Origin of the sequence: Paraburkholderia nodosa DSM 21604 (assembly GCF_000519185.1) — a bacterium.
Classification (GTDB): domain Bacteria; phylum Pseudomonadota; class Gammaproteobacteria; order Burkholderiales; family Burkholderiaceae; genus Paraburkholderia; species Paraburkholderia nodosa.
In genome coordinates this window covers 12,517-35,479 of record NZ_JAFA01000048.1, presented here as the reverse complement: position 1 = coordinate 35,479, position 22,963 = coordinate 12,517, and the positions used below count along the sequence as shown (strand labels likewise).

Sequence of the window (22,963 nt, the reverse complement as noted above, 5' to 3'; positions counted from 1 at the left end):
ACATTATCACGACAATGCGACGAGGCCGAGCACCTCTCGCAGCTTCACGCTCGTCGCGTGCAGCGACGACGACGCGGCCGCCGCTTCGTTCACCAAAGCGGCGTTGCGGCGCGTGGTGTCGTCCCTCTGCGCGACCATCGCGTTGACCTGCTCGATGCCCTGCGCCTGCTCGTGGCTCGACGCCGTAATCTCGCCCATGATGTCGGCCGCGCGGCCAATGCTGCGCACTTCGCCGGCGACCACGGCGAAGTTGAGCGCCTGTAGCCGGTCGAACGCGAGGTGATGCACCGCGAAGAATTTCGCGGCGAGCACGACCGCCGCGATAGCGGAGAGAACGAGCGTGGAATACATCACCGCGTCGGCGGCGCGTGCGACGTCGTCGAGCGCGCGAATGGCCACGCGCGGTTGCGAGCCGGACGGTCGAAGCGACTGCGCGCGACCCGGCGAATCTGCCAGCATGAACGACACTCGGATGAGGAAATAAAGTTGCAGGTAGGCGTTAATGCGGCGGCAAATGGTGGACCTTGATGCGCCTGATTGAAATCGGCTGCAAAAAGAGCCGCCGTAATGGCGTCGGCGCGACTCATTGGCGGGCTCGACAACAAAATCGGGACCCGCGCACGAGTTTACGGCAGCAAAAGGGGAAACTTCAGGAAACCCTTTGCAGGACAAGTATTTGCAAACGTTTGCAGCGTTTTGATCCTATTTATTTGCCGCTGGCAGAACGAGCCCCGTTTATTTGAGCATGTAATCGCGGAGATAAACCGTGATATCGGTGGGCGGCACATCGACCGCCATTCTGCGCAGGGTCTCGACGATGAAGCCGCGGTGAAACGTATAGTGATTGACGACGTGCAAGAAAATCTGCGCGCGCGACATGACGCCCTCTGCGCCACCGATGTACTGAAAATGGACCTTCTCTTCGGCTTGTGCTTCGCTCAAGCCGTCGATCCACGCCAGGTACCAGGCGTCCAGATCGCGCTGCATGGTTCGCAGCTCAGGCAGGGTCTTGGTATCTGGAACGAGGCGCTCAGTGAAGCCGTGATCGCGCTGCTCCAGGTGCGCCCTGAAAATCGCGCCTACGGCATAGCCATGCCCCAACGCGCGCAGGAGACTTCCGAAGGTCATTTCGCGTGTGGCCACGACCGCTTCTTCCGGCAGGCGGGCGACGACGCCATGAATGACTTCGTTCGCCCATTGGGTATATCGGGCCAGCATGATTTGATTGGATAACGGCATCTACGCCTCCTTGTCGATTGATCTGGATTGATCGGGTTGTGCGCCGCGAGCCGGCGCGCATGCGAGCACCTCCATGCTAAATTTTCGCTTTCCGTCCCGCACTCGCGATCAGGTCAATCGAGCAACATTTCGGGCCATGTCAGCAACCATTCCGGCAAGCTACGAGGAAGTCCCACGCGACGTCATCACGACCGCGCGCGTCTATCCCTCGGGTTTCGTGCACCCTCACCACACGCATGAACGCGGCCAGTTCGCCTATGCGGCGCAAGGGGCGATGTCGGTCTCGACGGCGGCCGGCAACTGGGTCGTGCCATCGCAATGCGCAATCTGGCTGCCTGCCAACGTCCCACACGAAATGCAGATGAACGGCCAGGTGCGCATGCTCAATGCGTTCGTTCACGCTCGCCTGCGAGAGACACGCTCGCTGCGCCAGCATTGCTGCGTGCTCGGCACCACGCAGTTGCTAAGGAACCTGATGTCGGAAGCCGTGCAGCAGCCCGCGCTGTACGCGCCCATGACGCGCGCGGACCGGATCATGGCGCTGCTGGTCGACGAGATCGCCGCCATGACGCCACTCGCGCTCAATGCGCCGTTGCCGGACGAGCCGCGGCTCGCCGCGCTGTGCCGCCAAGTGCTCGAAGCGCCGTCGATGACGCTCAGCCTCGACGAGGCCGCCAGCCGCGTGGGACTGAGCCGCCGCAGCTTTACCCGTATGTTCCGCGAACAGTTGGGAACCAGCTTCGTCGCCTGGCGCGAGCAAGCGTGCCTGATCGAGGCGGTTGCCCGGCTAAACCGGGGCGAGTCGATCACACGCGTCGCGTACGAACTGGGGTACGGCAGCCCCACGGCGTTTTCGACGATGTTCAAGCGTGTCATGGGGGTGTCGCCGCAGCGATACCTTGGCGGCGAGCCGTAAGGCCGCTGGGTCGCTGCGGCGCTGGCGAAACTACCAATAGCACGATCGTTCTATTTTAGGTAGGCTAGGTGCCTTCTCCTCTCAAGATGCGAGACCGTTCCGCCATGTCGCTGATCCTTTCCCGCCGCGATCTGAACTTCCTGCTCTACGAATGGCTCGATGTCGAAAGCCTCACGCGCATTCCGCGCTACGCCGACCATACGCGCGAGACCTTCGACGCCGCGCTCGACACCTGCGAGAAGATCGCCACTGACCTCTTCGCGCCGCACAACAAGAAGAACGATCAGCACGAGCCGCACTTCGACGGCGAAACGGTCACGATCATCCCCGAAGTGAAGACGGCGTTGAAGGCGTTCAGCGACGCAGGCTTGCTGGCCGCGGGCCAGGACTACGAATACGGCGGCATGCAGTTGCCGCTCGTCGTCGAGAAGGCGGGCTTCGCGTGGTTCAAGGGGGCGAACGTCGGCACGAGCGCCTATCCGTTCCTCACCATCGGCAACGCGAACCTGCTGCTTGCGCATGGCAGCGCCAGGCAGATCGATACCTTCGTGCGCCCCGAACTGGAAGGCCGCTACTTCGGCACGATGTGCCTTTCCGAGCCGCAAGCGGGCTCGTCGCTTTCGGATGTCGCCACGCGCGCCGACTTCGAATGCGACTCCCCGCTCGGCGCGCAATATCGTCTGCGTGGCAACAAGATGTGGATCTCGGGCGGCGAGCACGAGCTTGCCGAGAACATCGTGCACCTCGTGCTCGCCAAGATTCCCGGTCCCGACGGCAAGCTCATTGCGGGTGTCAAAGGCATCTCGCTGTTTGTCGTGCCCAAGTACCTCGTGAATGAGGACGGCTCGCGCGGCGAGCGCAACGACGTCGTGCTCGCGGGCCTCAACCACAAGATGGGCTATCGCGGCACGACGAACTGCCTGCTGAATTTCGGCGAAGGCACGCAGCACACGCCGGGCGGCCGCGCGGGCGCGATCGGCTATCTCGTGGGCGAGCGGCATCACGGGCTCGCGTACATGTTCCACATGATGAACGAGGCGCGCATTGGCGTGGGGCTCGGCGCGACGATGCTCGGCTATACCGGCTATCTGCATGCGCTCGATTACGCGCGCAACCGTCCGCAAGGGCGTCCCGTGGGCGCGGCGGGCAAGGATCCGGCTTCGCCGCAGGTGAGGCTCGTGGAGCACGCCGATGTGCGCCGCATGCTGCTCGCACAAAAGAGCTACGTGGAAGGCGCGCTCGCGCTCAACCTCTGGTGCGCCAAACTGGTGGACGAAGCAAACGCCGCCAGCGGCGCGGAGCGCGAGCCGCTCTCGCTGCTGCTGGACCTGCTCACGCCCATCGCGAAGAGCTGGCCTTCGCAATGGTGTCTCGCAGCCAACGATCTCGCCATCCAGGTGCACGGCGGCTATGGCTACACGCGCGAGTACAACGTCGAACAGTTCTATCGCGACAACCGTCTCAATCCGATCCACGAAGGCACGCACGGCATTCAGGGGCTCGACCTGCTCGGCCGCAAGGTCGTCATCAAGGACGGTGCGGCGCTCAAGGTCTTCGTGGCGCGCGTGAGGGCTACGCTCGAACGCGCCCACGCTTCGGGCGCGGCAGACGAGGCCGGCCACGCCAGCGCGCTCGCAGCCGCACTCGAGCGGCTCACGCAAGTCACGCGGCAGTTGTGGGCAGCAGGCGACCCGGCGGTGACACTCGCCAATGCTTCGGTGTACCTGGAAGCGTTCGGCCACGTGGTCCTGGCCTGGGTGTGGCTCGAACAGGCGCTCGTGGCACGCGCGGCGCTCGCCAAAACCCACGGCGAGGAGGCGGCCTTCTATCGCGGCAAGCTCGCGGCCGCCGCCTACTTCTTCGCATGGGAGTTGCCGAAGACAGGCGCGCAGTGCGATCTGCTCGCCTCGCTCGACCGCACCACGCTCGACATGCAGGACGCGTGGTTCTAAAGCCGCGGGCACGGAGCGAAAGCCAAGCGCCCCAAAAGACCGGACTGGCGTCGGCCTTTTGGGGCGCAGCCCGATGCCTCGCCCGCGGCATCGGATCAGTTCACTAGCGTTGGAGCGTCAGTTCGCCGCCTGCTGCTCGAAACGCCTGAGCAGGTCGTTGCCGCGCGAGTTGGCCGAGTCGAGCGCCTGCTGCGGCGTCTTGGCGCCCGTCCACACCTGTTCGAGTTCCTCGTCCACGATCGTGCGGATCTGGGGCATGTTGCCAAGGCGCAGGCCCTTGGTCCACGGCAGCGGCGGCTTGTTGAGCATCTGCTTCGTGGCCGTGTCGGCGCCCGGATGCGACGCGTAGAAACCCTGTTGCTGCGTGAGTTCGTACGCGGCCTTCGTCACCGGCAGATAGCCCGTGTCCTGATGCCACTTCGCGGCAACGGCCGGCGAGCTCAGGTACGCGAGGAACTTCGCCACGCCCTTGTAGACCTCGGGGTTCTTGCCGCCCAGCACCCACAGGCTCGCACCGCCGATGATGGCGTTCTGCGGCGCGCCCTTCACGCTCGGGTCGTACGGCATCATGCCGGTGCCGAACTTGAACTTCGCATATTGCTGCACGTTCGCCAGCGCGCCCGACGAGCCCATCATGATGCCGCAGTCGCCGCTATAGAACTTGGCCGTGGCTTCGTCCTTGCGGCCCACATAGGTGAAGGTGCCCTGCTTCGCCATGTTCTGCAGGAAGGCGATGTGCGCGACCTGCAGCGGCTTGTTGATTTCGAGTTGCGCGTCGAGCCCGTCAAAGCCGTTGTTGCGCGTCGCGATCGGTGCGCCATGCCACGCGCTGTAGTTCTCGATCTGGATCCAGCCCTGCCAGCCGGTGGTAAAGCCGCAGCTCATGCCCGATGCCTTGAGCTTCGCGGCGGCTTCGGCGACTTCGGGCCACGTTCTCGGCGGCGCGTCGGGCAGGCCGGCCTTCTTGAAGGCGTCGCGATTGTAGTAGAGCACCGGGGTCGAACTATTGAACGGCATCGACACCAGATGGCCCGTCTTCGCGTCGCTGTAGTAGCTCGCGATGGTCGGCACGAACGCCTTTTCGTCGAGCGGCACGCCGGCGGTCTTCATCACGTCGGACACGGGCAGCACGGCCTTTTTCGCGTTCATCATCGTGGCGGTGCCGACTTCGTACACCTGCAGGATGGCGGGTGCGTCGCCGCTGCGATAGGCCGCGATGCCGGCGGCGAGCGTCTGGTCGTAGGTGCCCTTGAAGACGGGCACGATCTTGTATTCACTCTGCGACGCGTTGAATTGCTGCGCGATCGCGTTCACGCGCTCGCCGAGTTCGGACTCCATGGCATGCCAGAACTGGATTTCCGTGGCGGCATGCGCGGCTTGCGCGCCGCCCGCCAGCACCACGGCGGCGATCAGCGCGCGCAAGCGGCCGCGCGAACCTGCGCGTTGTATCTCGTGCTTTTTCATCTGGGTCTTCTTCCTGTTATTGGTCGTTGTCCCGGCGCATGCGCGCTAAAAGGCGCGGCTCGGGACTTTGGTTCAGGACTTCGATTTTCGGCTTCGCTTTTCGGCTTCGATACATCGGGCCGTCCGCCGGCGGTCGTTCGCACACGCGCACAGCACCCTCGGCCCAAGGCAGGGCAAGGGTAGCACAGCGAATGGGACGCCCGTGTGATGGCTTGCCGCGCGGTATCAATGGTCCGCGGGATCGTGGCAACAGACGCAGAGCTTGTTGCCCTCGGGGTCGCGAAAGTACGCGCCGTAGTAGTTCGGGTGATAGTGCGGGCGCAAGCCGGGCGCGCCCTCATCGGCGCCGCCGTGCGCGAGCGCGGCAGCATAAGCGGCGTCGACTGCCACGCGCGAAGGCGCGAGCAGCGCGACCATCTGGCCGTTGCCGGGTTGCGCGGCGTTGCCGTCCCACGGCCGGCCGACGAGGAAGAGCGGACGCGGCACGCCCGGCTCCATCCAGCCCGCCCAGGGGTAGTCGGGCTCGCGGAATTTCAGCACGAAGCCCAGCGCCTGCATGATGGGGGAATAGAACGTAAACGCCTGCTCGAAATCGTTCACGCCGATGTACACGTGAGAAATCATCGCCATCGTTTTGCCTCCTCGTTTGCAGCGGCGCGCGGGGTGGTGTCAACCGCGCGGTTGCGCCATGAACAGCACGGAAGCCGGCTTGCCGCTGCGCGGGTCGAGTGGCTCGCGCAGCGCGCGCAAGTCGAGGCCGCTCACGTCGAGCAATGCGATCCAGCTTTCGAGCGTACGAAAGTACCACGGCGGCGCGTCGCGAAACGCACTGCTGAATCCGGCCCACGATCCGGCGCGCCAGCCGTCGACATAAGGTTCGTCGCCGCATGCCATGAGCGGATGCAGCGTCTGCACGACGAGCGTGCCTTGCGGCTCCAGCAACGCGGGCACCGCGCGCAGCAGAGCATCGACGCAGGTCGAACCGATGAGCGAAAAGTTGCACACCACCGCATCGGCGCGGCAGGGTAATGCGCCCTGCGCGACCTGCTCGTAGGTTAGCAGGCGGCAGTCCGCGAGCCCCGCCGCGCGTGCGGCCGCCACGAGTTCGGGCACCGCGTCCACGCCCGTGACAGCGACACCGCGGCGCGCGAGCGCCAGCGCGAGCCAGCCTTCGCCGCAGCCGAGATCGATCACGCTGCGCGGCGCGCTCGCGAGCACGGCGTCGAGCACCGCTGCGTCGGTCACGAGCCGGCGGCTCGCGATCTCGCCGCCGCGCACGGCGGCGATCCAGGGCGTCGCGTTACGCTGCCATGAGGCGAGAACTTCGTCGTCGGTGCGGATCTCGCGGCTCATGGGTCTCCTGGTAGACGTGGATCGTGGCTGTGCCATCCGAACGCGTATTATGCGCGCCGCCGGACTCCCGGAGCGGCGCGCGAACACGGCTGCAGAAGACCGGCCTCGCGAACTATGAACCGAAGAACGGCACGCAGAAGCCGGCCGGCCCGACGCAATCGCCGGGACCGTTGGGCCGCGGATGCAGGTTCGCGCATCCGGAGAAGGCAGCGGCGACCGTAACGCATAGCGCGGCGCGCAACACATAAGAAAGAATGCGTGATTTCATGAATGGGATGGAATGAGCCGACGTTGACTGGCCGCGATGCGAGGTTCCGTCACGGCGCGCGGCCTGGTTCGCCGCGACGGCAACGCTGCACCGGCGCGTCAGTGATGCGCGTACAGCGTGCGATCGAGCGTCTGGAGCTGCCCGTCGCGTTCGGCCTGCACCAGTTCGTGGCGCACCTGTGCGCGCGTGACTGGCGCGTCGGCCTGCGGGACTTGTGCGCTCGCCAGCTGCTGCACGCTCACCTGCGGTGCGCTCGCCGCCTGGGCATGCGCGAGCGCCGATATCGACAGCATGATTGCGGCGCACGCGCCGCTCTTGAATATCCTCACCTCGTTTCTCCTGTGCGGCCTCGCGGGCCGGGGCTATCGGTCATGGCCGGAAGCGTTGCCCGTTCCGGCATCGAATCGGGTTGCGACTCGTGAGGCAAGGATAGAGGTGCGACTTTCGCCAAACATCCGCACGAAAATGAAGAAATGTTTAATCGGTCACGAGTCAATATCGGTCGCGATATTTAGTTAGAGATTCTTATCAACTGCGAAAATGCGCCGCGAAAAAACAACGCCAGCGCTGGTCGTAGCCTTGTGAATCCGCACTGGCGGCGCCTTCGCGCTCATGCGATTTCTGAAACTCAGTCTTTCCGCTTTTCAAATTCGTCCACGGAAGGCGTTACGCATAATCGCCGCTGAATTTCGGGGCCGTCGGCAAAGCCGCGCCTTAGCGTGCCTTCGCGCGCCGCGATTTCACTCTCACCCATGCCACTCATCAACGAAGACCATTCAATGAAAAGAACCGCTCTCGCCGCCGCCTTCGCACTGGCATCGTTTGTCTCCATCGCTCACGCGCAAAGCAGCGTGACGCTCTACGGCTCGCTCGACACCTCGGTTGCCTGGTTCGGCAACCAGCAAGGCAAGAACGGCTCGGGCGGTACGTTCCAGATGATGTCCGGCAATATGTCGCCGAACCTCTGGGGCCTGCGTGGCACCGAGGACCTCGGCAACGGCCTTTCGGCGATCTTCAAGCTCGAAAGCGGCTTCAACGTCGACAACGGCAAGCAGGGCCAGGGCGGCCGCCTGTTCGGCCGCACAGCCATGGTCGGCCTGAATTCGAGCACGGCGGGCACCGTCACGCTCGGCCGCCAGTACGATCCGCTCATCGACCTGTTGCAGCCACTCACCAACGACGGCGCATTCGGCTCCGCGTTCGCCACGCCCGGCGACATGGACAACTACGACAACAGCTACCGCACCAGCAACTCGATCAAGTATGCGAGCCCCAACTTCGGCGGCCTGCAGATGAGCGCGATGTACGCGTTCGGCGGCCAGCCGGGCAGCACCGGCGCGGGCCAGACGTGGGCCGTGGCGGCCGCGTACAACCATGGCCCGTTCGGCTTCGGCGCGGGCTATTTCAAGGCCAACAGTAACGGCGGCACGGCCGCGACGTTCGATGGCCTGAATCCGAACACCGACGTCAACGTGGATTCCGCCGCCATTACGGGCGGCTTCGTCTCCGCAAATTCGCTGCAGATCATTCGCGCGGCCGGCGACTACACGTATGGGCCGGTGACGGCGGGTCTGGCGTACAGCAATGTCGAGTACGCGAACTATCAGAGCGCGTACGGCGCGAACAGCAACACGAAGTTCAACACGGGCCAGGCCTTCATCAACTATCAGGTCACACCGGTGGCGCTCGTGGGCTTCGGCTACAACTACACGAAGGGTCACGGCAACGGCGTGGACGCGAGCTACAACCAGTTCAGCCTGGGCGGCGACTACTTCCTCTCGAAGCGCACCGATATCTACGCGCTCGCGGGCTACCAGAAGGCGTCGGGCAAAACGATCGACGCGGACACGGGCGAGCTCGTCGACGCGGTCGCCTCGTTCGGCGACTTCGGCAACGATGCGACCAACGACAAGCAGGCGATGGTGATGGTCGGGCTGCGTCACAAGTTCTGATTCGCTTCGCGTGAAGCGAGCGCGGCGGGCGCGCCGGAAATCGCTCGCCGCCTTGAACTTCGGCTATAATCGCCCCCTGTCTTAGGGGAGTAGTCTGCAACGCCTGCTTTGGCGTTGCGCCGCCGTCAACATAATTGGTGCCCCTGCACCATGGCGCCGGCAGCCGTATTGCGGATCATTGCAGCGAATCGCTGCAATTGCGCGGCCTGACGAGACCTATGACGTTTTCCCTTTCACCCGGGCCGGGCGAAGGGAAGCGTCATGGTTTCGGTGCCCGGCTCGCACATCACGGCAAAAACAATGACTCGTCTCGCCCCGCAACTCCTCTTCATTTGCGCCACGGAGCGTTCGTCATGATCTTGACGTTCGCCTTGCTCATTGCCGCGGCCGGCATCATCTACTTGTCCTGCGAGACCTTCGTTAATAGCGTCGAATGGCTCGGCCACAAGCTCAAGGTCACGCAAACCGCCACCGGCACGATCCTCGCTGCGTTCGGCACGGCGCTGCCCGAGAGCGTGGTTACTCTCGTTGCCGTCGCTTTCGGCGGCGATCCCGCGCACAAGGAGATTGGCATAGGCGCCGCGATTGGCGGGCCGCTCGCGCTCAGCACGATCGCCTATGCCGTGGTGGGCTTCGCGTTGCTTGCGACAGCGAAGCGCGTGGGCCGCGAGCGCGCGGCCACCGTCGACGTGAATACGCGCCGTCTGCGCCGCGACCAGCTATGGTTCCTCGCAATCTTCGTCGCGAAGATCGCGCTCGGGCTCGTGGTGTTCAGCTTCAAGCCGTTACTGGGGATCGCGTTTCTCGCGGCCTACGCGTTCTACTGCTGGAAGGAGCTTTCCGCTGAAGATAGCGGCGAGGTGGAAGGCGATCTCGAACCACTGAAGCTGCGCCCGCACGACGACAATCCGGCCATGGTGTGGATTGTGCTGCAGACGCTGGGCGCGCTCGCGGTGATCTTCGCGGCCTCGCATCTGTTCGTGCAGCAGATCGGCGCCGTGGGGCCATGGCTCGGCCTGAGCCCGCAGTTGACCGCCGTGTTGTTCAGCCCGATCGCCACCGAGCTGCCCGAGATCATGAACGCGATCATCTGGGTGCGCCAGGGCAAGGAGCGGCTGGCACTGGCGAACATCAGCGGCGCGATGATGATTCAGGCCACCATTCCCACGGCGTTCGGCCTCTTCTTCACGCCGTGGCATCTCGGCACGCCTGCGATTCTCGCGGCCGTGACGACCATGGTCGCCATCCTGATCCTGCAATGGGCGTTTCGCGCGCCGAAGGTGCGCAGCCGTCAGCTCACGCATGTCGGCTGGCTGTATGCGGTGTTCGCGGCGTTGCTGTTCGTGGTGTGACGCGGTTCTGAGCAAACTCAGGCTGCCGCGGCGGCGCCTGCGTGGTGATGGAGCCAGCGGATCATGTCCGAATGCTTGACCACGCCGACCAGCCGCCGCGCATCGTCCATCACCGGAATGTCGTGGTAGGCATGCTCGATGAAGATCGGCACCAGATGCGCGAGCGGCGTGGCCCGATGGACCGCGTGCACGCCGGCTGCCATCACGGCTTCCACCGTTTCTTCCACGCGCGCCGACTCGCGCAGCAGCGCGCGGCGCAGCGTGTTCCACCATCGCTTGAGGCCCGCCGCCGGCGCAAGGTCGCCGAGCGCGTGATGCGTGACGACGCCGACCACGCGGTCCATCGCGTCGACCACGGGCAGCGTCGAAGCACCGTGGCGGCGGAACATTTCATGCGCCGCCCGCGCGCCCATTGTCGCGGGCACGGCGGGACAGCCAATCGACATGATTTCCTCGCAAGTTAGTTGTTCGAACGATTTTTGCGGAAAATCCAGCGGCTCCAGTAGATGGTGCGAGAGCGCGGCAAGCGGCGCGGCAGCGGCCTCTGGCATGGGACGAAACGCAGCGCGCGGATAGCGATGCCCGGTCAGCGCGTGGAAGGCGAGCGCCGCACTGAGCAACGCAACGGACTGGAACGCGATCGGCGCGAGCACGAAATGAAAGCCGAGCGCATGAACAGCCGGGCCGCCGAGCACGGCGGTCAGCGCGACCGCGCCTGAAGGCGGATGCACGCAGCGGCACAGGAACATTGCGCAGATGGCGAGCGCCACCGCCACGGAAGCCGCCGCAACCGGCGACGCGATCCATTGCGCGCACGCCACGCCCACCAGCGCAGAGACGAAGTTGCCGCCGAGAATCGACCACGGCTGGGCAAGCGGGCTGTCCGACGCGCCGAACAGCAGCACAGCAGAAGCGCCCATGGGCGCCACGAGCAGCGGGATATCGCCCGCGGCACCGAACATCAAGTGAGTGGCGAGTCCCGTGAAGGCGATGCCGATCAGCGCACCGCCGCAACGCCGCCCCCGCTCCTGCCATTGTGGCGCGGCCGGGTTGGGCACGAAACTCGTCAACCATTCGATGATCGCGGTGCGGGACATATCCAGGGGCTTGCTGGTCGGTATGTCGGCCAGATTACCGACGCGCGTCAAATATCAACAATTGATATTTCTGTGCGTACATATAATTCATCCTGTATGCATGTTTGGATTCGCCGCGCGCATTTTTCCCGGCAATTCGGAATCGTTTGGTCTAGAATGACGACATGAAATCCGATACCCGTTCTGGCCCCGGCCGTCCACGCGAATTCGACGAGCAGGAAGTCGTGCAGAACGCGCTCGAGGTATTTCGCGCGCGCGGCTATGCCGCAACATCGCTGCCCGACCTGATCGAAGGGACGCAACTCTCGCGCGGCAGCCTCTATAAGGCGTTCGGCGACAAGCATCAGCTCTTTCTCGCGGCGCTCGACTTCTATACCGAGCGCGGTATCGCGCGGCTCACGCGCAACCTCCGGCACGCCTCGGCGCGCACCGCGCTGCGCGAGGCGCTGCGTCATTACGTGCGCCTTTCCGCCGGCCTCGAAGGGCTTGCGGGCTGCCCGGTGACGGCCGCCGCCACCGAGTGCTTGCCCTTCGACGCCGAAGTGAAAGCCCGCGTGACAGACATGTTCACGCGCATGCAGGCGCTGCTCGCCAGCGCGATCCGGCGTGGCCAGGCAACGGGCGAACTGGCCGCCGACCAGAATGCCGACGATCTCGCGCGCTTCCTGCTCTGCACAATCGAAGGCATGCGCGTGCTAGGCAAGACCGACGCCGGCGAGGACGCGATAGATGCAATTGCTGAAATCGCGCTGGGCGCCATCCGCTAGTTTTTTTGGTTAATTGGGAACTGACTGGTTCCATATAGAGGTCGCATGACGAACCTTTCGACTGTGGAATTGCCGCCCACGCGAGTGGGCGCGCGCACCTGGTGGGCATTGACGGTGCTGCTGATGGGCACGCTGTTGCCGCCGCTCGACTTCTTCATCGTCAACGTAGCGCTGCCGTCGATGCAGGCCGATCTGCATGCCAGCGCCGCCATCGCGCAACTGGTGATTTCGGCCTATGCGGCGACCTATGCGATCTTTCTCATTACGGGCGGCCGGCTCGGCGACCTGTACGGGCGGCGGCGCGTCTTTGTCGTGGGCATCCTTGCGTTCGCGGCAGCCTCGGCCGTTTGCGGGTTCGCCAGTTCGCCCGCTGCGCTGGTGACGGGACGCATCCTCCAGGGCGCCGCCGCGGCCATCATGGCGCCCCAGGCGCTAGCGTCGATCCACGCGCTCTTTCCGGCGCATCAGAAGGGGCTTGCGCTCAGCCTTTTTGGAGCGGCTTATGGGATCGCGGCGGTCGCCGGCCAGGCGCTCGGCGGGGTGCTCGTTTCGGCCAACGTATTCGGACTGGGCTGGCGCAGCATTTTTCTCATCAACCTGCCTGTTGTAATGGCGGCCGCGCCTGCGGCGTACTGGCTCGTGCGTGAAAGCCGCTCGGACCACCCCGCGAAGCTCGATCCCGGCGGCATGCTCCTGCTCGCCGCCGCGCTGACTGCGCTCGTCGTGCCGCTGATCGAAGGTCGCGAGCGCGGCTGGCCGGTCTGGACGTGGGTGTTGCTCATAGCCACCGCGCCCCTGTTCGCGATCTTCTGGCGCTACGAGGCGCGCGTCGCGAACGCCGGGCGCGATGCGCTCGTGCCGCCCGTCATCTTCGCCGCCCCTGGTCTCGTGCGCGGGCTCGTTGCCACGCTCTTCTTCTATTCGCTCGCACCGTTCTTCATGATGTTCGCGATCTACGTGCAGCGTGCGCTCGGGCTCGCGCCGCTCGAAGTCGGATTGCGTATTCTCCCCCTGGGCGTCGGCTTTCTGATCGGGCCGCTGCTCAATCCGCTGATCGCGCGCCAGTTCGGGCATCGTGCGGCAGCGGCCGGCATGGCAATCGAAGGTTGCGGATTACTTTGGACTGCCATTCTTGTTCACGATGAACATCTGCACGCACTGAGCGCGTCGCTCTTTCTGATCGGCTTCGGCCAGGGCGTGGCGCTGCCCGCACTCGTCAGGCGCAACGTCGAATGTGTCGATCGACGCTGGTCCGGTCTTGCCGCCGGGCTCGTCAGCTCGGTTTTGCAGGTGAGTGCTGCGCTCGCCGTGGCGCTGCTCGGTGGCTTGTTTTTCGCGCTTGCCGGGCCGGATTCGGGCAGCGCACACGTGGCTCGTGCGTTTGCGACGACCGTTGCGATTATTGGCATTCTGCTTTTCATCGCAGCGTTTCTCGCCGGCGGGCGCAACAATCACGTGGCGCAATTGCGCAAACAGCACGTATAAGTTTAAGCGCTCCCATCGCACTGCATGAAACGATGGCCATCGGTCGGGTTGCGCTATTAACACGGCCTGCGCGCCATGCCGCCGTGACGGGAAAGCGAATCGTCGCTTTCTAAATTTGTTTTCATCTGGAGTGCGCCGCAACTTAAAGCATGCGTTCCGATTGGGCACCGATAATGCCTTCCAGTTTCAGCACTGCGAGGAACGCAATATGCAAAAGCCGATGTCGATCGAACTCGTCAACGAATACGGCCAGCACGCGGTGTGCGTGAAGGTGAGCGGTCAAGCCGCCCTGCTCGACGCGCCCGATGTGGATGGTCTGATCGAAGAACTCAGCAAGCTGCGCGCGCTCATGCAGCCAGCCGTACCCGAGCAGCCTTTGCGCTCGCATCAATACGTGCTCGAGATCGATCCGTGCTGGTACACGGAACGCAATCCGCTCTTCGACGGCACCGTGGTGTTCCTGCGCCATACCGGACTCGGCTGGGCGGGTTTCGCCATTCCCACCGAAAGCATGCATCGGCTCAAGGCCGCCCTCTCGGCGCACGAAGCCGCCGCGCAGCGCGACGCGCATGCCTATGCGCAGGCGCTGCCTAATTAGGCGCGCTGCCGGCCTACTCATTCTTCCCGTCTGACCACGCCCAAAGCGTGGATGAAGCGTCGCCGCCATGCGCGGCGTCGATGTCCGCGCTCGCCCTCGTGGCGGCGCGTCTGCCCAGGACTATCGCCCATGAACCAGCTCCAAGCCATGCGCGTCTTTACGCGCGTCGTCGATCTGAGCAGCTTCAACCTTGCCGGCAAGCAGCTCGGCATGTCGGCCGCGGCCGTCACGCGCAGCGTCGGCATGCTCGAAGCGCATCTGAACATGCGCCTCCTGAACCGCTCCACGCGCAGCCTTTCGCTCACCGAAGCCGGACGCCTCTATCTGGATGGCTGTCGCGCCGTGATCGAGAAGCTCGATGAAGTCGAATCGGAACTCGTGCGCGCCACGCGCGACCCTAGCGGCGTGCTGCGCATCGCCGCGCCCGCCGTGTTTGCAAGCTCGGGACTGCCCGCGGTGCTCGGCGCGTATCGCGCGGTCAACCCGCGCGTGGAATTCGACGTGACGGCGTACGACACGCACATCGACCTGATCGAAGGCGGCTTCGACGTGTGCTTCGCGACCGACCGCCAGAGCGTGAACGCCTCGCTCGTGAGCCGCAAGCTCACTTCGATCAAGGAGATGCTCGTGGCCACGCCCGCCTGGCTCGCGCGCCACGGCATGCCGCGCGATCCCGCCGAACTGGTCGGGCACGGCCTGCTCGCGGTTTCCGATGCGCCGCGCCACTGGGAGTTCTCGAACGCCGAGGGCGTGCAGCGCATCAACGTGAACGGCCCGATGACGGCCAACGGCTACGCAACCGTACGCGCCGCCGCGCTCGCGGACATGGGCATCGCGCTGCTGCCGCTACCTCTCGTCGCCGACGACCTCGCGCGCGGTGCACTCCTGCCCGTGCTCAACGCGTTCGACGTGAACGGCGGCATGCAGCACATCTCGATCGTCTATTCCGGCCGCAATTACCTCACGATGAAGATCCGCAGTTTCATCGACTTCGCCGTTGAGCAGTTCCGCACGAATGCGGCGCAGACGCGGTCCGCGCCGGCACCGCTGCGCGCCGTTGCCTGATGCAGCTTCCCGTTCCTTTCGTCACCACGCGTGCAAAGCCATGCCCAGAATACTAACCATTGAAGACGACGCCGTGACCGAGCGCAGCGTCGTGCCCACGCTCGCCTCGACCGGCTTCACCGTCGACGTTGCCCGCTCGGGCCGCGAAGGCATTGCGATGGTGATGGCGGGCGACTACGACGTCGTCGCGCTCGAGCGGCGCCTGCCCGACCTCGACGGTCTCACGATCGTCACCACCATGCGTGGCGTGGGGATCGAAACACCCGTGATCGTGATGAGTTCGACCACCAGCGTGGAGGAACGCATCCAGGGCCTGCGGGCCGGCTGCGACGACTACCTCACACGGCCGTTTTCGATCGACGAGATGTCCGCCCGTGTCGAAGCGCTAGTGCGCCGACGCACGCGCCCTGCCACGACGGAAACCGTGCTTCGCGTGGGCCCGCTCGAACTCGATCTCGTCAAGCGCCGCCTCAGTTGCCGCGACAAGGTGCTGCGCCTGCGTCCCACCGAGTTGCGCGTGCTCGAATTCATGATGCGCCATGCGGGCCAGGTGCTCACGCGCACCATGATCTTCGAAGGTGTGTGGGGCGGCCGCTTCGACCCCGGCACCAATCTCGTGGACGTGCACGTGGGACGCCTGCGCAACCGCGTGGACACACCCGGCCAACCCTCGCTCATCCGCACGATACGCGGTTCGGGTTATCTGCTCGGTTGACGCAATCCACTTAATTGCTGCCGCGCTCTCTGCTGCGTTTCATTTCGGAATCCTTCGAGATTCACGAAACCGGCGCACGGCTAAATCTTTTTTCATTTGCCTGGCTCCCGCGTGTTAGGACGCGCCCGACACAATACCGGCGTCGGCTGCACCCACGCGTGGCGCGCGGCTTGGCGCCGATGTCCTGAACGGAGCCCCATCTGATGCTGAAAATCGTCCGGCTAGCCTTGAACCGTCCGTATACGTTCATCGTGCTGGCCCTCCTGATCCTGATCGCGGGCCCGCTCGCGGCGTTACGCACGCCTACCGACATCTTTCCCGACATCCGCATTCCCGTGATCAGTGTCGTGTGGAACTACGCTGGCCTGCAGCCCGACGACATGGCGGGCCGCATCGTCAGCTATTACGAGCGCACGCTCGGCACCACCGTCAACGACGTGGCGCATATCGAGTCGCAGTCGTTTCGCGGCTACGGCGTCGTGAAGATCTTCTTCCAGCCGACGGTCGATATCCGCACGGCCACCGCGCAGGTCACCTCGGTTTCGCAAACGGTGCTCAAGCAGATGCCGCCAGGCACCACGCCGCCGCAGATCCTCAACTACAACGCGTCCACGGTGCCGGTGCTGCAGCTCGCGCTCACGAGCAATACGCTCGACGAGCAGAAGCTCGCGGACTACGCGACCAACTTCATCCGTCCGCAACTGCTTTCGGTGGCGGGCGTCGCCATTCCCACGCCTTACGGCGGCAAGGTGCGCGAGGTGCAGATCGACCTCGACCCACAAGCGCTGCAGGCGAAGAAGCTGTCGGCGCAGGACGTGGCGACCGCGCTCGCGCAGCAGAACCAGATCATTCCCGCCGGTACGCAGAAAATCGGCCGCTATGAGTACAACGTACGCCTGAACAACAGTCCGCTCACGATCGATCAGCTCAACGCGCTGCCCATCAAGACCGCGGACGGCACCGTGATCTATATGCGCGACGTGGCCCACGTGCGCGACGGCTATCCGCCGCAAAGCAACATCGTGCGCGTGGACGGCCACCGTGCCGTGCTCATGAGTATCATGAAGAACGGCTCGGCTTCGACACTCGACATCATTGCCTGCGTGAAGGCGAAGCTGCCGCTCATCGAGCAGTCGTTGCCGCCGGGGCTCAAGCTCGTGGCGCTCTCGGACCAGTCGGTGTTCGTGAAGGGCGCGGTCAGCGGCGTGGCGCGCGAAGGCGTGATTGCGGCCGCGCTGACCTCGGCGATGATCCTGCTGTTTCTCGGCAGCTGGCGCTCGACGCTCATCATCGCGGCCTCGATTCCGCTCGCCGTGCTCGCCGCGATCGCAGGGCTCGCCGCGTGCGGCGAAACGCTCAACGTGATGACGCTAGGCGGCCTCGCGCTCGCGGTCGGCATACTCGTGGACGACGCCACGGTCACGATCGAAAACATCAACTGGCACCTCGAGCAGGGCAAGGACGTGCGCAGCGCGATCCTCGACGGCGCGGCGCAAATCGTCATGCCGGCGCTCGTTTCGCTGCTTTGCATCTGCATCGTCTTCGTGCCGATGCTGCTGCTCGACGGCATTGCGCGCTTCCTTTTCGTGCCGATGGCGGAAGCCGTGATCTTCGCGATGATCGCCTCGTTCGTACTCTCGCGCACCTTCGTGCCGATGATGGCGCGCTACCTGCTCAAGCCGCACGCTTCGCAGGGTCACGCCTCGGGCGAACTGGCCGCCGTCATGGCGCCACATGGTGCGCACGACCACGCACCGCGCACGCGTAATCCGCTCGTGCTGTTTCAACGCGCGTTCGAGCGCCGCTTCGAACGCTTGCGCGCGGGCTATCGCGTCGTGCTCGGTCTCGCGCTCACGAACCGGCGGCGCTTTGTCGTGGGTTTTCTCGCTATCGTCGCACTTTCGTTCGCGCTCACGCCGTTCCTTGGCCGCAACTTCTTCCCCGATATCGATTCCGGCGAAATCGCACTGCACGTGCGCGCGCCCATCGGCACCCGCGTGGAGGAAACCGCCGATCTGTTCGACCATATCGAAGACACCGTTCGCGAAGCCATTCCGCCTGACCAGCTCACGAGTGTGATCGACAATATCGGACTGCCAAACAGTGGCATCAACCTGACTTACAACAACAGCGGAACGATTGGGCCACAGGATGGCGACATTCTCATCTCGCTCGCCAAGTCGCACGCGCCCACCGCGCAGTACGTGCGCGAACTGCGTACGGAACTGCCGCGCCGCTTTCCGGGCACGACGTTCTCCTTCCTGCCCGCCGATATCGTGAGCCAGATCCTCAACTTCGGTTCGCCCGCGCCGATCGACGTGCAGGTGAGCGGACCGAACCAGGCCGCGAACAAGGTCTACGCGAATGAACTGCTGCACAGGATCGCGAGGATCCCCGGCATTGCCGACCCGCGCATCCAGCAGGCTTCGACTTATCCGCAACTCACGGTTGCCGTTGACCGCACGCGCGCCGACGAACTCGGCATTACCGAGCAGGACGTGACCAATTCCGTGGTGGCGAGCCTGTCGGGCACGAGCCAGGTGTCGCCCACCTACTGGCTCAATCCGAAGAATGGCGTGTCCTACCCCATCGTCGCGCAAACGCCGCAGTACCGCATGACCACGCTCTCCGACTTGCAGAACCTGCCGGTGACGGGCAAGAGCGGCGGTTCGCAGATTCTCGGCGGCATTGCCACGATCACGCGCGGCGTGAGCGACGCGGTCGTCTCGCACTACAACATCGAGCCGCTCTACGACATCTACGCGACCACGCAGGGCCTCGATCTCGGCGCCGTCTCCGCGCAGATCGACAAGGTGATTCACGCTACCGCGAAGGACCTGCCGAAGGGTTCGACGGTCACCATGCGCGGCCAGGTGCAGACCATGAACAGCGCGTTCACAGGTCTTCTGCTTGGCCTCGCCGGTGCGGTGGGACTCATCTATCTGCTGATCGTCGTGAACTTCCACTCGTGGAGCGACGCGTTCGTGATCGTGAGCGCCCTGCCCGCCGCGCTCGCGGGCATCGTCTGGATGCTCTTCACCACGCACACGCCGCTCTCCGTGCCGGCGCTCACAGGCGCGATTCTCTGCATGGGCGTGGCGACCGCGAACAGCATTCTGGTGGTGTCGTTCGCCCGCGAGCGTCTCGCCATCACGGGCGACGCCCTGCGCGCCGCGCTCGAAGCGGGCTTCACGCGCTTTCGCCCCGTGCTCATGACCGCACTCGCCATGATCATCGGAATGGCGCCGATGGCGTTCGGCATGGGCGACGGCGGCGAGCAGAACGCGCCGCTCGGCCGCGCCGTGATCGGCGGCCTGCTCTGCGCGACCTGCGCGACGCTGCTGTTCGTGCCGGTGGTGTTCAGCCTCGTGCACAAGGGCCAAAGTGGCGAAAGTGGCCGCAATGACGATAGCAAGCATGACGAATCATCCACGGATCAACCTGCCCTCGAATCGGGAGAAGCCCATGTCTACTGAAATCGACATCGCCTCGCTGCAGCCGCTGCGTCACCTGAAATCCACTGCCGCCATCGCGTTGATGGTGGCGGCCGGCATCGTGTCCGGCGGCATCTTCAGCCGTGTTCACGCGCATCAGGAACTCGCCACGTGGACCGACGCGCAGGCCATTCCGACCGTCGCCACCGTGCAGCCGCAGGCGAGCCCGGCATCGGAGCCGCTCGTGCTGCCGGGGCGCCTCGCCGCCTACATCAACGCGCCCATCTATGCGCGTGTGTCCGGCTATCTGCACGCGTGGTACGCCGACATCGGCACGCACGTAAAGGCGGGCCAACTGCTCGGCGTGATCGACACGCCCGACCTCGACCAGCAGCTTCAGCAGGCGCGCGCCGATCTGCAGAACTCCGTCGCCAACGAAAAGCTCGCCGCCACCACGGCGAAGCGCTGGACCGAGATGCTCAAGCAGGACTCGGTCTCGCAGCAGGAGGCCGACGAGAAAACTTCCGACCTGATCGCCAAGCAAGCCACCGTGGAGGCGAACGAGGCCAACGTGCGGCGGCTCGAGGCGCTCGAATCGTTCAAGCGCATCACGGCCCCGTTCGATGGCATCGTCACCGCACGCAAGACCGACGTGGGCGCGCTGATCGACGCCGGCAGCGGCAGCGGCCCCGATCTCTTCACCGTCTCCGATGCGAGCCAGTTGCGCGTGTACGTGAGCGTGCCGCAAAGCGACGCCGCCTCGATCAAGCCGGGCATGCACGCCACGCTCACCGTGCCCGAGCGCCCTGGCGTAAAGTTCGACGCGAAGCTCGTGGACACCGACCAGTCGATCTCGCCCGCTTCGGGCACGATGCTCGTGCAGCTCGCCGTGGACAACAAGCAAGGCCAGCTCTTCCCCGGCGAGTACACCGAAGTCCACCTCGCGATGCCGGGCGACGCGCACGCGCTGTTCGTGCCCGCAAGCGCGCTGATCTTCCGCGCGCACGGCATGCAGGTCGCCGTCGCGGACGCGCATCAGCACGTGCAGTTGCGCGACGTGACGATCGGCACCGATCTCGGTACGCGCGTGGAGATCACCTCCGGACTGCATGCGGGCGAGCGTGTGATCGACAATCCTCCGGATTCGCTGGCGAGCGGCGACCTCGTGCGCCTCGCGTCCGCTAACGCGCCAGGCGCGCAATCGGCGCAAACCGCGGCCATGCACGACCCGGAGCGTGCGCATGGCTAAGCAGTCTGTGCCTGTGCACACGTTGCGCGCCGTTGCGCTTGCGGCGGCCCTGCTGCTCTCGGCGTGCTCGTTCGCGCCCACGTATCACGCGCCCGCCACGGCCATTCCCACGCGCTTCAAGGAAACGGGCGACTGGCAGACGGCGCGCCCGGCCGACGAGCTCCTGCGCGATGGCTGGTGGCGCGCGTTCGACGATCCCGTGTTGAATCAGCTCGAGCCGCAGGTTGCGAAGGCGAATCCCAATGTCGCGGCAGCGCTCGCGCGTCACGACGAAGCCGACGCGCTCGTCGCGCAGGCGCGCTCCGCCCTGCTGCCGACCGTCGGTGCAGAGGCGAACGTGTCGCGCGAGCGCCAGTCGGCGCTGCGCCCGCTGCGCGGCTCGGATCAGCCCAACGTGTACAACTCGAACACGCTCGACGTGGGTATCGGCTACGACCTCGACCTGTGGGGCAAGGTGCGCAACGAGGTGAAGGCAGGCGAAGCCTCGAGCGTCGCCAGCGAGGCCGATATCGCTTCGCTGCAACTGAGCCTGCAGGCGAAGCTCGCCACCACCTGGTTCGACCTGCTCGGACTCGACCAGCAGTCGAAGCTGCTCGACGACACCATCGCCGCCTATCGTCACGCGCTGGAGCTGACCGAGAGCCGCCATCGCGGCGGCATCTCTTCTTCGCTCGACGTCTCGCGCGCGAAAACGCAGCTCGCCTCGGCGCAGGCCGCAGCCGATGACGTGAGCGCGCGCCGCGCGCTCTACGAGCACGCCATCGCCACGCTCATCGGCGTGCCGGCCTCGCAGTTCAATGTCGCGCCGGACACGATGCGCCCGCATTTGCCGAATCTGCCTGTGGGACTACCATCGGCGCTGCTGCAACGGCGGCCCGATATCGCTGCAGCGGAGCGGCGCGTCGCCGCCTCCAATGCGCAGATCGGCGTGGCGAAGGCCGCATTCTTCCCCGATCTTTCACTCGGCCTCGACGGCGGCTTCCAGAGCGACACCTTCTCGCCGTGGATCGTCGCGCCCAACGAGATGTGGTCGATCGGCCCCACGCTCATGATGACGATCTTCGACGGCGGGCGCCGTGCGGCAGTCGTGCGCGGCGCGCAGGCGAAGCTCGCCGAGAACGGCGCGCAGTACAAGGCCACGGTACTCAATGCGTTCCAGCAGGTCGAAGACAACCTCGCGCTGCTGCACCATCTCGGCGACGAAGCACAGCGCGAAGACGAGGCGCTCACGGCGGCGCAGCGCACCCTCACGCTTTCGATGTCGCGCTACCGCGACGGCGTGGTGAGCTACCTCGACGTCGTGACGGCGCAAACGACCGAACTCTCCACGCAGATTGCCTCGCTGGAACTGGACACACGGCGCCTCGAAGCCACCGTGGGCCTCATACAGGCGATAGGCGGCGGCTGGAGCACGCAGGATCTGCTCGAGGACAAAGCGGCTTCCTGAACGCCCCTGAAGCGGCGCCAGCCGCATTGATCGCCACCCGAACCCCGCCTCTGCGCGGGGTTTTTATTTTCACCGAATCCTCTCGCGCCGATAAACATTTCTTCATGGAGCTGCATCGGGTTCGATAGGGTGACCTAACTATTCTACTCACACCGGGATGCGATTTATCGCATTCGCTGACCGGCTAACCGATCTCACTCCTGGAGGAATAGTCACATGAAGGCTCTCATGATCATCGCTGCGCTTGCCGGTGTCGTCACCGCCACGTCCGCTTTTGCACAAACCCCTGCACCGACGGCCGGCTCGCAGGCCGGCCAGCCCGCGGCAGCCACCCAGGTCGCGGCGAACGACACGGCCCCCACGGTTGCGCCCGGCGGATGGGTACCGCCTTATGGGCAGGCGGTCCATGAAAAGACGCGCGCCGAGGTGTATCACGAACTCGTGCAGGCGGAGCAGGACGGTCAGCTTGCGTACCTGAACTCCACGCTCTACGCGCACTGAGCACGACAGACGGGGCTTTTCAGGCACGGGTGAACGGCACGCTCTCAGCGTGCCGTTTGCTTTTTGATGTTAACAAACCCATGCGTCCGCGCCCGGATAGGTAACCGGT

Annotated in this window: 20 protein-coding genes and 1 riboswitch; of the genes, 13 read left to right on the top strand and 7 right to left on the bottom strand. The window is 65.0% G+C overall.

Going from position 1 to position 22,963, the window contains the following annotated elements; genetic code table 11:
- Positions 1-6: 6 nt before the first annotated feature.
- Together A3CW_RS54485 and A3CW_RS0138900 are read right to left on the bottom strand one after the other, a co-directional pair.
- The gene (locus tag A3CW_RS54485; RefSeq protein WP_028208361.1) at positions 7-459 is read right to left on the bottom strand and encodes a hypothetical protein; all 453 of its coding nucleotides are present in this window, start codon (positions 457-459) and stop codon (positions 7-9) included.
- A gap of 276 nt (positions 460-735) precedes the next feature.
- Positions 736-1,239 carry a DinB family protein gene (locus A3CW_RS0138900; protein WP_028208360.1) on the bottom strand — a complete coding sequence of 168 codons (504 nt, stop codon included), beginning with the start codon at positions 1,237-1,239 and terminating at the stop codon, positions 736-738.
- 136 nt (positions 1,240-1,375) lie between these two features.
- Here A3CW_RS0138900 and A3CW_RS0138895 point away from each other — a divergent pair, with 136 nt between their 5' ends.
- Together A3CW_RS0138895 and A3CW_RS0138890 are read left to right on the top strand one after the other, a co-directional pair.
- Positions 1,376-2,155 (top strand): AraC family transcriptional regulator, encoded by a 780-nt coding sequence (locus tag A3CW_RS0138895; RefSeq protein ID WP_028208359.1) that lies wholly within the window; start codon positions 1,376-1,378, stop codon positions 2,153-2,155.
- Positions 2,156-2,259: 104 nt separating this feature from the next.
- Complete coding sequence (locus tag A3CW_RS0138890; protein ID WP_028208358.1) at positions 2,260-4,107, top strand: acyl-CoA dehydrogenase; 1,848 nt, start codon at positions 2,260-2,262, stop codon at positions 4,105-4,107.
- A 117-nt stretch (positions 4,108-4,224) separates the two neighbouring features.
- Here the strand turns inward: A3CW_RS0138890 and ugpB are convergent, their stop codons facing one another.
- The 4 genes from ugpB to A3CW_RS0138870 form a co-directional block, all read right to left on the bottom strand.
- Positions 4,225-5,571: a sn-glycerol-3-phosphate ABC transporter substrate-binding protein UgpB gene (gene ugpB / locus A3CW_RS0138885; RefSeq protein WP_051482012.1), complete on the bottom strand. Its 1,347-nt coding sequence runs from the start codon at positions 5,569-5,571 to the stop codon at positions 4,225-4,227.
- A 225-nt stretch (positions 5,572-5,796) separates the two neighbouring features.
- Positions 5,797-6,195 carry a VOC family protein gene (locus A3CW_RS0138880; RefSeq protein ID WP_028208356.1) on the bottom strand — a complete coding sequence of 133 codons (399 nt, stop codon included), beginning with the start codon at positions 6,193-6,195 and terminating at the stop codon, positions 5,797-5,799.
- A gap of 45 nt (positions 6,196-6,240) precedes the next feature.
- Positions 6,241-6,924: a class I SAM-dependent methyltransferase gene (locus tag A3CW_RS0138875; protein WP_028208355.1), complete on the bottom strand. Its 684-nt coding sequence runs from the start codon at positions 6,922-6,924 to the stop codon at positions 6,241-6,243.
- Positions 6,925-7,290: 366 nt separating this feature from the next.
- Positions 7,291-7,521, bottom strand: a complete 231-nt coding sequence (locus A3CW_RS0138870) for a DUF4148 domain-containing protein (protein ID WP_028208354.1) — start codon at positions 7,519-7,521, stop codon at positions 7,291-7,293.
- 450 nt (positions 7,522-7,971) lie between these two features.
- Here A3CW_RS0138870 and A3CW_RS0138865 point away from each other — a divergent pair, with 450 nt between their 5' ends.
- Both A3CW_RS0138865 and A3CW_RS0138860 read left to right on the top strand, forming a co-directional pair.
- Positions 7,972-9,144 (top strand): porin, encoded by a 1,173-nt coding sequence (locus tag A3CW_RS0138865; RefSeq protein ID WP_028208353.1) that lies wholly within the window; start codon positions 7,972-7,974, stop codon positions 9,142-9,144.
- A 72-nt stretch (positions 9,145-9,216) separates the two neighbouring features.
- Positions 9,217-9,321, top strand: a riboswitch (yybP-ykoY riboswitch).
- Positions 9,322-9,497: 176 nt separating this feature from the next.
- Entirely contained in the window at positions 9,498-10,496 is a 999-nt protein-coding gene (locus A3CW_RS0138860; RefSeq protein WP_028208352.1) for a sodium:calcium antiporter, read from the top strand.
- Positions 10,497-10,513: 17 nt separating this feature from the next.
- Here the strand turns inward: A3CW_RS0138860 and A3CW_RS0138855 are convergent, their stop codons facing one another.
- The gene (locus A3CW_RS0138855; RefSeq protein ID WP_028208351.1) at positions 10,514-11,593 is read right to left on the bottom strand and encodes an HPP family protein; all 1,080 of its coding nucleotides are present in this window, start codon (positions 11,591-11,593) and stop codon (positions 10,514-10,516) included.
- A 164-nt stretch (positions 11,594-11,757) separates the two neighbouring features.
- Here A3CW_RS0138855 and A3CW_RS0138850 point away from each other — a divergent pair, with 164 nt between their 5' ends.
- From A3CW_RS0138850 to A3CW_RS0138810, 9 genes are all read left to right on the top strand, one after another.
- Positions 11,758-12,360 (top strand): TetR/AcrR family transcriptional regulator, encoded by a 603-nt coding sequence (locus tag A3CW_RS0138850; protein WP_028208350.1) that lies wholly within the window; start codon positions 11,758-11,760, stop codon positions 12,358-12,360.
- Between the two features lie 45 nt (positions 12,361-12,405).
- A complete protein-coding gene (locus A3CW_RS0138845) occupies positions 12,406-13,845 on the top strand; it encodes an MFS transporter (RefSeq protein WP_051482011.1) in 1,440 nt (479 codons plus the stop codon).
- Positions 13,846-14,053: 208 nt separating this feature from the next.
- Entirely contained in the window at positions 14,054-14,443 is a 390-nt protein-coding gene (locus tag A3CW_RS0138840; protein ID WP_028208348.1) for a hypothetical protein, read from the top strand.
- A 129-nt stretch (positions 14,444-14,572) separates the two neighbouring features.
- Positions 14,573-15,508, top strand: a complete 936-nt coding sequence (locus tag A3CW_RS0138835; protein WP_028208347.1) for a LysR family transcriptional regulator — start codon at positions 14,573-14,575, stop codon at positions 15,506-15,508.
- A 40-nt stretch (positions 15,509-15,548) separates the two neighbouring features.
- A complete protein-coding gene (locus tag A3CW_RS0138830) occupies positions 15,549-16,223 on the top strand; it encodes a response regulator transcription factor (protein WP_028208346.1) in 675 nt (224 codons plus the stop codon).
- A 203-nt stretch (positions 16,224-16,426) separates the two neighbouring features.
- Positions 16,427-19,699 carry an efflux RND transporter permease subunit gene (locus A3CW_RS0138825; protein ID WP_028208345.1) on the top strand — a complete coding sequence of 1,091 codons (3,273 nt, stop codon included), beginning with the start codon at positions 16,427-16,429 and terminating at the stop codon, positions 19,697-19,699.
- Positions 19,689-20,906: an efflux RND transporter periplasmic adaptor subunit gene (locus A3CW_RS0138820; protein ID WP_028208344.1), complete on the top strand. Its 1,218-nt coding sequence runs from the start codon at positions 19,689-19,691 to the stop codon at positions 20,904-20,906. Before A3CW_RS0138825 ends, A3CW_RS0138820 begins: the two co-directional genes overlap by 11 nt.
- Positions 20,899-22,353: an efflux transporter outer membrane subunit gene (locus A3CW_RS0138815; protein ID WP_035515236.1), complete on the top strand. Its 1,455-nt coding sequence runs from the start codon at positions 20,899-20,901 to the stop codon at positions 22,351-22,353. Before A3CW_RS0138820 ends, A3CW_RS0138815 begins: the two co-directional genes overlap by 8 nt.
- A gap of 216 nt (positions 22,354-22,569) precedes the next feature.
- A complete protein-coding gene (locus A3CW_RS0138810; RefSeq protein ID WP_028208342.1) occupies positions 22,570-22,854 on the top strand; it encodes a DUF4148 domain-containing protein in 285 nt (94 codons plus the stop codon).
- The last annotated feature ends 109 nt before the right edge of the window (positions 22,855-22,963 follow it).

Coding starts and splice junctions, on each gene's coding strand:
- A3CW_RS54485 (WP_028208361.1), bottom strand. CDS start 459: ATGCTGGCAGATTCGCCGGGTCGCGCGCAGTCGCTTCGACCGTCCGGC.
- A3CW_RS0138900 (WP_028208360.1), bottom strand. CDS start 1,239: ATGCCGTTATCCAATCAAATCATGCTGGCCCGATATACCCAATGGGCG.
- A3CW_RS0138895 (WP_028208359.1), top strand. CDS start 1,376: ATGTCAGCAACCATTCCGGCAAGCTACGAGGAAGTCCCACGCGACGTC.
- A3CW_RS0138890 (WP_028208358.1), top strand. CDS start 2,260: ATGTCGCTGATCCTTTCCCGCCGCGATCTGAACTTCCTGCTCTACGAA.
- ugpB (WP_051482012.1), bottom strand. CDS start 5,571: ATGAAAAAGCACGAGATACAACGCGCAGGTTCGCGCGGCCGCTTGCGC.
- A3CW_RS0138880 (WP_028208356.1), bottom strand. CDS start 6,195: ATGATTTCTCACGTGTACATCGGCGTGAACGATTTCGAGCAGGCGTTT.
- A3CW_RS0138875 (WP_028208355.1), bottom strand. CDS start 6,924: ATGAGCCGCGAGATCCGCACCGACGACGAAGTTCTCGCCTCATGGCAG.
- A3CW_RS0138865 (WP_028208353.1), top strand. CDS start 7,972: ATGAAAAGAACCGCTCTCGCCGCCGCCTTCGCACTGGCATCGTTTGTC.
- A3CW_RS0138860 (WP_028208352.1), top strand. CDS start 9,498: ATGATCTTGACGTTCGCCTTGCTCATTGCCGCGGCCGGCATCATCTAC.
- A3CW_RS0138855 (WP_028208351.1), bottom strand. CDS start 11,593: ATGTCCCGCACCGCGATCATCGAATGGTTGACGAGTTTCGTGCCCAAC.
- A3CW_RS0138850 (WP_028208350.1), top strand. CDS start 11,758: ATGAAATCCGATACCCGTTCTGGCCCCGGCCGTCCACGCGAATTCGAC.
- A3CW_RS0138845 (WP_051482011.1), top strand. CDS start 12,406: ATGACGAACCTTTCGACTGTGGAATTGCCGCCCACGCGAGTGGGCGCG.
- A3CW_RS0138840 (WP_028208348.1), top strand. CDS start 14,054: ATGCAAAAGCCGATGTCGATCGAACTCGTCAACGAATACGGCCAGCAC.
- A3CW_RS0138835 (WP_028208347.1), top strand. CDS start 14,573: ATGAACCAGCTCCAAGCCATGCGCGTCTTTACGCGCGTCGTCGATCTG.
- A3CW_RS0138830 (WP_028208346.1), top strand. CDS start 15,549: ATGCCCAGAATACTAACCATTGAAGACGACGCCGTGACCGAGCGCAGC.
- A3CW_RS0138825 (WP_028208345.1), top strand. CDS start 16,427: ATGCTGAAAATCGTCCGGCTAGCCTTGAACCGTCCGTATACGTTCATC.
- A3CW_RS0138820 (WP_028208344.1), top strand. CDS start 19,689: ATGTCTACTGAAATCGACATCGCCTCGCTGCAGCCGCTGCGTCACCTG.
- A3CW_RS0138815 (WP_035515236.1), top strand. CDS start 20,899: ATGGCTAAGCAGTCTGTGCCTGTGCACACGTTGCGCGCCGTTGCGCTT.
- A3CW_RS0138810 (WP_028208342.1), top strand. CDS start 22,570: ATGAAGGCTCTCATGATCATCGCTGCGCTTGCCGGTGTCGTCACCGCC.